This is a genomic window from Rhodococcus sp. P3_B8 (assembly GCF_056402775.1).
In genome coordinates this window covers 1-9,879 of sequence record NZ_JBFUGT010000250.1, presented here as the reverse complement: position 1 = coordinate 9,879, position 9,879 = coordinate 1, and the positions used below count along the sequence as shown (strand labels likewise).

Here is a 9,879-nt window from a genome sequence, read left to right as displayed (position 1 = left end):
CTGCTGTACCTGGCGGCGGCGGGTGTGGGGACGCTCGGCATCGTCGAGTTCGACGAGGTCGACATGTCGAACCTGCAGCGGCAGGTGATCCACGGCCGGTCCGACGTGGGCCGTCCGAAGGCCGAGAGTGCGCGCGACTCGATCCGCGAGATCAACGACAACGTCGACGTCCGGTTGCACGAGTTCCGGCTCGAGCCCGACAACGCCGTGGAACTGTTCGAGCAGTACGACCTGATCCTCGACGGCACCGACAACTTCGCCACCCGGTATCTCGTCAACGACGCCGCCGTCCTCGCGCACAAGCCGTACGTGTGGGGCTCGATCTACCGATTCGAGGGCCAGGCGTCCGTGTTCTGGGAGGATGCGCCGAACGGTCGCGGACTCAACTACCGGGACCTGTACCCGGAGGCGCCCCCGCCGGGCATGGTGCCGTCGTGCGCCGAGGGCGGTGTGCTCGGTGTGCTCTGCGCGTCGATCGGTTCGATCATGGCCACCGAGGCGGTCAAGTTGATCACCGGCATCGGGGAGTCGCTGCTCGGACGGCTGATGGTCTACGACGCACTGGACATGACCTACCGCACCATCACGTTGCGCCGGGATCCGGCGCGGACCCCGGTCACCGAACTGATCGACTACGACGCGTTCTGCGGCGTGGTGTCCGACGAGGGTCAGGCGGCGGCGGCCGGTTCGACCATCACGGCCACGGAGCTGCGTGATCTCCTCGACTCCGGCAAGGAGATCGAACTGATCGACGTGCGCGAGCCGGTCGAGTGGGACATCGTCCACCTGCCCGGTGCCGTGCTGATCCCCAAGGACCGGATCCTGTCGGGGGAGGCGCTGTCGGAGCTTCCGCAGAACAAGCCGATCGTGCTGCACTGCAAGACCGGCGTCCGCTCGGCGGAAGCGCTGGCCGCGCTGAAGAAGGCCGGCTTCTCCGACGCCACACATCTGCAGGGCGGCGTGATCGCGTGGGCGAAACAGGTGGACACCAGCCTGCCCGTCTACTGACCTTCGTCGTGGCGTGATTGCCCGTCCCCGGGCCAGCGCGCCTTGCAGTGTCACCGGCCCACCCGGCGGTAGCGTTGAGTCCGTGAGCACAGGCCAACCCCCTCAACACGTGTGCTCCACGTTCGGCCTCCGGGAAGTCGAGCCCATCCCACTCGGTGCGGACTGGGACGGCGGGTGGCTCTGTGGAGACGTAGTCCTGTCAGCCGTCGCCGACCACGCGCGCGCCGCGTGGTCCGCCAAGATCCGCGAGACGCTGGAGGTGGACGGGGTGCGGCTCGCGCGTCCTGTGCGGTCCACCGACGGCCGGTATGTGGTGTCCGGGTGGCGGGCCGACACGTTCATCGAGGGCACGCCCGAACCGCGTCACGACGAGGTCGTGTCGATGTCGGGGCGGCTTCACGCCGCCACCTCGCAGCTCGACCGTCCCCGGTTCCTCGTGCAGCCCCCGGTTGCGCCGTGGGCCGAGGTCGACGTGTTCGTGGCTGCGGATCGCGCCGCCTGGGAGAAGATCCCGCTGCGCAGCGCGAAGGGTGCGGAACAGCTCGAGACGCCGTCCCCCGACGGTCGCAAGAGCCTGGAACTGATCACCGGACTCGCGACGCTGCGCAAGCCCGTCACGGGCCCGGACCAGCTGGTGCACGGAGACCTGTTCGGCACCGTCCTGTTCGCCGGTGCCCTCGCGCCCGGGATCACCGACATCACTCCGTACTGGCGTCCCGCGTCGTGGGCGGCGGCGGTGGCCGTGGTGGATGCCATTTCCTGGGGTGGAGCCGACGAGGCCCTCATCGGCCGTTGGGAAGATCTGCCCGAATGGCCGCAAATGCTCCTGCGTGCGGTGCTGTTCAGGCTCGCCGTCCACGTGCTGCACCCACGCTCGACCGCGGAGGCGTTTCCCGGACTTGCCCGCACGGCCGACGTGGTACGCCTCCTGCTCTAGGTGAGCAGCTCCGCGAACAGATCGCGGGCGGCCGTGGTCGCGGCAGCCTCGTCCCCGTCGACCACCGCCTGGATCAGACGCCCGTGCTCGTCGTGGAACCCGACACCGGTCGCGTGGACGTGCCGGTCGACGGTCTGGGCGATCGAGGGCAGAAGCGAGTCGTAGAACTCCAGGTACACGGCGTTGTGGCTCGCTTCGACGATCGCGCGGTGCAGGCTCACGTCCGCCGCGACGGCGGCCTCCGTGTCGGATTCGGCCCAGCACCGGGAGCGCTCGTCGAGGAGGCTCTGCATGCGTGCGACGTCGTCCGGGGTGCGGCGCCGGGCGGCGAGCGCGGCGGCGGTGACGTCGAGCGCCTGCCGCAGTTCCGTGACGTCGCGCTCGTGTGCGCCGGCGAAGTACTTGCCGAGTGTGCCCCCGACGTCAGAGGTGGCGACGACGTACGTGCCGGATCCCTGCCGCCGTTCGAGCAGGCCGGTGTGGACGAGGGCCTGCACCGCCTCGCGGACAGTGTTGCGTCCCGTTCCGGTGAGTTCGGACAGCGCGGTCTCGGTGGGGATCTTCGCGCCGACCGCCCACCGACCACTGCAGATCTCGTCGCGCAGCTGCTCGGTGACCTGTGAGATCAGACTCGAGCGGCGCACTGGTTTTCCAAAGGTCATCCTGTCATCCTATGATTTCTCTTGTGACTCTTCTACGCGGCCGCCTCCTCGTCTTCTGTGCGATCGCCATGTCTGCTCTCGTGCTGAGGCTGGCGGTCACCTCGTTCACCCCGCTTGCCTCGCAGATCCGGGAGGACATCGGATTCTCGCCGACGGTCGTCGGGGTGTTCGGAATGGTGCCGACGGCGATGTTCGCGCTGTTCGGACTGGGGACGCCGCTCATCGCCAAGCGGTGGGGCCTGGAACGGACCGCCCTCGTCGCGATGCTGATGGCCGCGGTCGGCATGCTCACGAGAGCCCTGATGAGCGACACCTGGTCACTGCTGGCACTGTCGGCGCTCGCGCTGGCAGGCATGGGAATCGGCAACGTGGTGATTCCGCCGCTCGTCAAGCGTTACTTCTCCGACCGGCTGGCCGTGATGAGCTCGGTGTACATCGTCGGCGTGCAGCTCGGCACCATCGCGCCCGCCTTCGTGGCCGTCCCGCTCGCCGAGGCATTCGGCTGGCGGTTCTCGATCGGCGTGTGGGCGCTCCTCGGCTTCGCCGCGGCGGTCCCGTGGATCTTCCTCCTCGCCCGCGAACGACGTCGCGCCGTGGTCGTGACGGCGCAGCCGCCGGCGGACGTTCCGGCCGAGCGTCCCCACGGGAAGGCCTGGCGATCGCCCGTCGGCTGGGGAATGGCCGGCATGTTCGGGATGACGTCGATGATCACGTACTCGATGTTCACCTGGATTCCCGACATCCTGTCCGACGCCGGCGCGAGTGAGGCGTTCGGCGGTGCCATGGTGGGACTGTTCTCGTTCATGGGACTCGTCGCGGCGTTCGGCGCCCCCACGCTGTGCGCGCGTATGCGCAACCCGTTCCCGATCGTGATCGGGTGCGCGGTCTGCTACCTCGTCTCCTTCAGCGGACTCCTGCTCGCCCCGATGAGCGCGCCGATCCTGTGGATCGTGCTGCTCGGGCTCGGGCCCAGCACGTTCCCGATGTCGCTGACACTGATCAATCTCCGCACGCGCAGCCATCTCGGCTCGGCGACGCTGTCCGGTTTCACCCAGGGTGTGGGTTACGCCGTCGCGTGCCTCGGTCCGTTACTGTTCGGCGTGTTCCACGATGCCTCCGGCGGGTGGACCCTGTCGTTCGGTTTCTTGACGTGCGGCGTGGTGATCCTCCTCATCGCAGCGTTCCAGGCATGCAAGCCGCGCATGCTCGAGGACAGCTGGCACGTCGATTCGGAGCCGCAGGACGCTCTTCGACACGTCTAGGAAACATGCAGGAAACCTCACATCGGCCTAGCTGAAAAGTGAGGATCAGTTGACGTTGCGGTCACCGACCGCAGCACCGCCGCAACACCGGTTTTCTACCTTTGGGTCTCCCACACAACGAGGAGGCCCGGGTGAAGAAGCACTACATCGAGCACTGGGACGCGGAAGACGTCGACGCCTGGGAGGCGGGCGGCAAGGACATCGCCAAGCGGAACCTGATCTGGTCGGTAGTCGCTGAGCACGTCGGCTTCTCCGTCTGGTCGATCTGGTCCGTCATGGTCCTGTTCATGCCGACCGACATCTACGGCATCGACGCGGCGGGCAAGTTCTTCCTCGTCGCGGTCCCGACCCTCGTCGGCTCGATTCTGCGGATCCCGTACACGGTGGCGACGGCCCGCTTCGGCGGCCGCAACTGGACCGTCTTCAGTGCCCTCGTCCTGCTCGTGCCGACGCTGTTCACGCTGTACCTGATGATGAACCCCGGCGCGTCCTACACGACGTTCATCCTCGTGGCCGCCCTCGCCGGCGTCGGCGGCGGCAACTTCGCCTCGTCGATGACCAACATCAACGCGTTCTACCCGCAGCGCCTCAAGGGCTGGGCGCTCGGCCTCAACGCAGGCGGCGGCAACATCGGCGTCCCGATGATCCAGGTGATCGGCCTGCTCGTGATCGCCACCCTGGGTAACACGGAGCCGTGGATCGTCTGCGCCGTCTACCTGGTCTTCATCGCCGTCGCCGCGGTCGGCGCCGCCATGTTCATGGACAACCTCGGCAACCAGAAGTCCGATCTCCGGTCGATGGCCAAGGCGCTGAAGTTCTCCGACTCGTGGGTCATCAGCTTCCTCTACATCGGCACGTTCGGCTCGTTCATCGGCTTCAGCTTCGCGTTCGGCCAGGTGCTGCAGATCAACTTCCTCGCCGGCGGCGCCACCCCCGCCGCGGCCGCGCTGCACGCCGCCCAGATCGCCTTCATCGGACCGCTGCTCGGCTCCATCGCGCGGCCGATGGGCGGCAAGCTCGCCGACCGCATCGGCGGCGGCAAGATCACGCTGTACACGTTCGTCGCCATGGCGCTCGCCGCCGCAGTGCTGGTCACCGCGGGGACCATCGACGACGGCACGCCCGGCGCGGCCACGGCCGGAGTGCTGGTGGCGTTCGTGTTCGGCTTCATCACCCTCATCCTGCTGGCGGGCATCGGCAACGGCTCGGTCTACAAGATGATTCCGTCGATCTTCGAGGCCAAGGCGCAGGGACTCGAGGGATTGAGCCGGGACGCCAAGGCGGCGTGGTCGCGGGCGATGTCCGGCGCGCTCATCGGGTTCGCAGGCGCCATCGGTGGCCTCGGCGGCGTCGGCATCAACCTGGTGCTGCGCGCGTCCTACGGCGGCACCGCGAAGTCGGCGACCATGGCGTTCTGGGTGTTCCTCGCCTTCTACATCGCCTGCATCTTCGTCACCTGGTTCGTCTTCCTGCGCCGCCCGTCCGTCACCCGTGGGCTCACCGTCTCCGACGGCGACGACGAAAAGGTGTCGGTATCGGCGTGACCTCACGCAATACCGCATGAACTCGAGTAATTCAGCTAGAAGGAGCGACGGCATGAGCCGCAAGTCAGCAGTGGTCATCGGACACGGAATGGTCGGACATCGATTCGTCGAGGCGTTGCGTGCGCGCGACGAGTCGGACGACTGGTCGGTGACGGTGCTCTGCGAGGAGCCCCTCCCCGCGTACGACCGGGTGGGACTGTCCTCCTACGTGGGGGCGTGGGACCCCAAGGAGCTTGCGCTCGCGGGCAACGACTACCCGGACGACGCTCTCGTCGATCTCCGGATCGGCCGCCGGGCCGCGACCATCGATCGGGAGTCCCGCAAGGTCACCACCGATTCGGGCGAGGTCGTCGCGTACGACGCTCTCGTGATGGCCACCGGTTCATACCCGTTCGTGCCGCCGATCCCCGGGCACGACCGGCCGGAGTGCTTCGTCTACCGCACGCTCGACGACCTCGACGGCATCCGGAAGCGGGCCGACGCGGCCGGTCCCGGCGCCGTCGGTGTCGTCGTCGGCGGTGGTCTGCTCGGACTCGAGGCCGCGAACGCCCTCAAATTGATGGGCATGACACCGCACGTCGTCGAGTTCGCACCCCGGCTGATGCCCCTGCAGGTGGACGAGGGCGGTGGAGCGCTGCTCGCCAACCTGGTCACCGACCTGGGTCTCACCGTCCACACGGGTGTCGGCACCGCAGGCATCACCGAGGGTCCGGACGGGATCAGCGTCGAACTGTCCGACGGTTCGGTGATCGAGGCCGCGCTGCTGGTGTTCTCCGCGGGTGTGCGGCCGCAGGACCAGCTGGCCCGCGACGCCGGACTCGAGGTCGGCGAGCGGGGCGGGATTATCACGGACCTCGGCTGCCGCACGTCGGACGAGAACATCTACGCGGTCGGCGAGTGCGCCGCGGTGGAGGGACGGTGCTACGGCCTCGTCGCACCCGGCTACACCACCGCGGAGATCGTCGCGGACCGGTTGCTCGGCGGGGCGGCGGAGTTCCCGGGCGCCGACCTGTCCACCAAGCTCAAGCTGATGGGTGTGGACGTCGCCAGCTTCGGCGACGCGCACGCTCAGACCCCCGGCGCCCTGGAGGTGGTCCTCAGCGACGCCGCCAAGGGCACCTACGCCAAGCTGGTGGTGTCCGACGACGCGAAGACGCTGCTCGGCGGCATCCTCGTCGGCGACGCGTCCGCATACGCGTCGCTGCGCCCGCTCGTCGGCCGTGAACTGCCGGGCGATCCGGCCTCGCTCATCTCACCGGCGGGGGAGAAGCCCGGCGCCGGCTCCCTGCCCGACGACGCCGAGGTGTGCTCCTGCAACGGCGTCACCAAGGGTTCCATCTGCGGGGCCATCGCCGACGGTGCCTGCGACATCGCGCAGGTCAAGAGCTGCACCAACGCCGGAACGACGTGCGGCGGCTGCCTGCCGACGATCAAGCAGCTCCTCGCGTCGTCCGGCGTGGTGATGTCCAAGGCGCTGTGCGAGCACTTCGAGCAGTCCCGCGCCGAACTGTTCGAGATCGTGCAGGCCACCGACACGCGCACGTTCTCCGCGCTCATCTCGAAGTACGGGAAGGGGTCGGGCTGCGACATCTGCAAGCCCGTCGTCGCATCGATCCTGGCGTCCACCGACTCGGATCACATCCTGCACCGCAACCAGGCGGGCCTGCAGGACACGAACGACCACTTCCTCGCCAACATCCAGAAGAACGGCACCTACTCGGTGGTGCCGCGGATGCCCGGCGGCGAATGCACGCCCGAACAGCTCATCGTCATCGGCGAGGTGGCCCGCGACTTCGGCCTCTACACCAAGGTCACCGGCGGTCAGCGCATCGACCTGTTCGGCGCCCGCGTCGAACAGCTACCCGCGATCTGGAAGCGACTCGTCGACGCGGGCATGGAGTCCGGTCAGGCCTACGGCAAGTCGCTGCGCACCGTGAAGAGCTGCGTCGGATCCACCTGGTGCCGATACGGCGTGCAGGACTCCGTCGGCATGGCGGTCGACCTGGAGAACCGGTACCGGGGCCTGCGGTCCCCGCACAAGCTCAAGTTCGGTGTCTCGGGTTGCGCCCGCGAATGCGCCGAGGCACGCGGCAAGGACGTCGGCGTCATCGCCACCGAGAACGGCTGGAACCTGTACGTCGGCGGCAACGGCGGCCAGTCCCCGAAGCACGCCCAGCTGCTCGCCGGTGGGCTCGACGACGAGACCCTGGTCCGCTACATCGACCGGTACCTCATGTTCTACATCCGCACCGCGGATCGTCTTCAGCGCACCGCGCCGTGGGTCGACTCCCTCGAAGGCGGGCTCGACCACCTCAAGGCCGTGGTGTGCGAGGACAGCCTGGGCATCGCCGCCGACCTCGAGGCGGCCATGGCCAAGCACGTTCTGGGATACAAGGACGAGTGGGCGGGCGTGCTCGAGGACCCGGAGAAGCTGTCGCGGTTCGTGTCGTTCGTCAACGCGCCCGAGGAAGCCGATCCGACCGTCTCGTTCGACGACACGGGCGTCCGAAAGGTCCCCGTGTTGATGGGAATGCCGAAATTCGCAGCTTCTACACCGGAGTAATCCCCACTTAACGCTGCGGAAACACCGACCCCGAACGATGTATCCAAGCACGGATACACACCAGCCCGAAGGAGGACTGTGATGACCGTCGTCGACATGAACGTGCACAGTGCCAGTGGAACCAGGCGTGAAAGCGTCCAGTCAGGCCGTCTCGAATGGACGTCCGCGTGCCCGCTCAGCCAGCTGATTCCCGGTCTCGGGGTGGCGGTACTGCTGCGAGGCGGGGAGCAGGTGGCACTGTTCCTGCTCGAGGACGGAACGCTGCGCGCCGTGGGCAACATCGACCCGTTCGGGCGCGCGGCCGTGATGTCCCGCGGCCTCGTTGGTGACCGGGCCGGCGAGCCCACCGTGGCGTCGCCGCTGCTCAAGCAGGTGTTCTCGCTGGTCGACGGACGCTGCCTCGACGACGAGTCGGTGTGGTTGCCCGTGTACGACGTGCGGGTGTGGGCCGGCGTCGTCCAGGTTCACAGCACGAACGCGTGAACGACGACACGCCGCTGTGCGGATTCACGATCGGAATCACGGCGTCCCGGCGTGCGGAAGAATTCGCCACGCTGCTGACGCGGCGCGGTGCCACCGTGGTGCACGCCCCGGCCATCCGCATCATCCCGCTGGCCGACGACACGGAACTCGAGCGCGTCACGCGCCAGATCATCGACAACCCGCCGGAGATCGTCGTCGCGACGACGGGGATCGGCTTCCGCGGCTGGATGGAGGCCGCGGACGGCTGGGGCGAAGCGGAGGAGCTGGGCCGCGCACTGGCGTCGAGCCGCCTGCTGGCCCGCGGACCCAAGGCGAAGGGCGCGATCCGGGCCGCGGACCTGCGGGAAGAGTGGTCACCCGCCTCGGAGTCGTCGGCCGAGGTGCTCGATCACCTGCTCGGTGAGGGCGTCGAAGGCAAGCGCATCGCGGTCCAGCTGCACGGTGCCACCACGGAATGGGAGCCCGTCGCGGACTTCTGCGAGGTGCTCCGCTGCGCGGGCGCCGACGTGATCGCCGTCCCCGTCTACCGGTGGACACCGCTCGAGGACCAGGCCCCGATGGACCGGATGATCGAACTGATCGCCTCCGGCGGCCTCGACGCGGTCAGCTTCACCAGCGCACCGGCGGTCGCCTCGCTGCTGACCCGCGCCAAGGAGACCGGAATGATCGAGATGGTGCTGCACTCGTTCCGGCACCGAGTCCTCGCGGCCTGTGTGGGGCCGGTGACCGCGGGACCGCTGCGCGAACTCGAGGTGCCGACGACGACGCCGGCGCGCTCGCGGCTGGGTGCCCTCGCGCGGCACATCGCCGACGAACTGCCGAGGCGGGCGAACAAGATCCAGACCGCCGGACACGAACTGAGCATCCGCGGCGGCTGCGTCGTCGTCGACGGCGAGGTGCGGCAGCTGCCCCCCGCCGCGATGTCGCTGATGCGCACGCTCGGCGCCAGGCCCGGCCGGGTCGTACCCCGGGACGAACTGCTCGCGGCGCTGCCCGGTGGTGGTGGCGACACCCACGCCGTGGAGACGGCCGTGGCGAGGCTGCGGGCGTCCCTGGGCGCACCGAAAGCCGTCCAGACGGTGGTCAAGCGGGGATACCGCCTCGCTCTCGACCCCGTCGACTGCGTCGATTCACGTGAGGAGGGACAGCAATGAACGAGACAGCACTGGTACTGGTGGCACACGGCACGCGGAGTCCCCGGGGCGTGGAGATGATCGCCGCGCTCGCCGACGCCGTCGCCGAGCAGGTCGGACCCACCCGGGTGTCCTTCGTGGACGTTCTCGGGCCCTCACCGGCCGAGGTGCTCCGCGACATCACCGGGCCCGCCGTCGTGGTCCCGGCGTTCCTCGCGTCCGGCTACCACGTCCACACCGATGTTCCGCGGGAAGTCGCGGACAGTGGTCACCCCTCGGTGGCCGTG

At 68.5% G+C, this 9,879-nt stretch carries 9 protein-coding genes; 8 read left to right on the top strand and 1 reads right to left on the bottom strand.

What is annotated here, in order from left to right; genetic code table 11:
- Together moeZ and AC1D1G_RS35785 are read left to right on the top strand one after the other, a co-directional pair.
- A partial coding sequence (gene moeZ / locus AC1D1G_RS35790; RefSeq protein WP_477955818.1) for an adenylyltransferase/sulfurtransferase MoeZ occupies positions 1–1,008 on the top strand: 1,008 nt, incomplete at its 5' end.
- Between the two features lie 82 nt (positions 1,009–1,090).
- Positions 1,091–1,945 (top strand): TIGR02569 family protein, encoded by an 855-nt coding sequence (locus tag AC1D1G_RS35785; protein WP_280781650.1) that lies wholly within the window; start codon positions 1,091–1,093, stop codon positions 1,943–1,945.
- Here the strand turns inward: AC1D1G_RS35785 and AC1D1G_RS35780 are convergent.
- Positions 1,942–2,607, bottom strand: coding sequence for a FadR/GntR family transcriptional regulator (locus AC1D1G_RS35780; RefSeq protein ID WP_477955816.1), 666 nt, complete (start codon positions 2,605–2,607; stop codon positions 1,942–1,944). The two genes, AC1D1G_RS35785 and AC1D1G_RS35780, sit on opposite strands and share 4 nt — an antisense overlap.
- A gap of 11 nt (positions 2,608–2,618) precedes the next feature.
- Here AC1D1G_RS35780 and AC1D1G_RS35775 point away from each other — a divergent pair, with 11 nt between their 5' ends.
- The 6 genes from AC1D1G_RS35775 to AC1D1G_RS35750 all read left to right on the top strand — a co-directional run.
- Complete coding sequence (locus tag AC1D1G_RS35775) at positions 2,619–3,869, top strand: CynX/NimT family MFS transporter (RefSeq protein WP_280781652.1); 1,251 nt, start codon at positions 2,619–2,621, stop codon at positions 3,867–3,869.
- A gap of 131 nt (positions 3,870–4,000) precedes the next feature.
- A complete protein-coding gene (locus tag AC1D1G_RS35770; protein ID WP_477955814.1) occupies positions 4,001–5,413 on the top strand; it encodes an MFS transporter in 1,413 nt (470 codons plus the stop codon).
- A 52-nt stretch (positions 5,414–5,465) separates the two neighbouring features.
- On the top strand, positions 5,466–7,976 hold the full coding sequence (nirB, locus tag AC1D1G_RS35765; protein ID WP_280781653.1) for a nitrite reductase large subunit NirB: 2,511 nt from the start codon (positions 5,466–5,468) through the stop codon (positions 7,974–7,976).
- An 81-nt stretch (positions 7,977–8,057) separates the two neighbouring features.
- Complete coding sequence (nirD, locus tag AC1D1G_RS35760) at positions 8,058–8,459, top strand: nitrite reductase small subunit NirD (RefSeq protein ID WP_280781654.1); 402 nt, start codon at positions 8,058–8,060, stop codon at positions 8,457–8,459.
- Complete coding sequence (locus tag AC1D1G_RS35755) at positions 8,456–9,613, top strand: uroporphyrinogen-III synthase (RefSeq protein WP_105413145.1); 1,158 nt, start codon at positions 8,456–8,458, stop codon at positions 9,611–9,613. Before nirD ends, AC1D1G_RS35755 begins: the two co-directional genes overlap by 4 nt.
- Positions 9,610–9,879, top strand: a 270-nt coding sequence (locus AC1D1G_RS35750; protein WP_477955811.1) for a sirohydrochlorin chelatase, incomplete at its 3' end; no start/stop codon positions are given. The genes AC1D1G_RS35755 and AC1D1G_RS35750, both read left to right, overlap by 4 nt.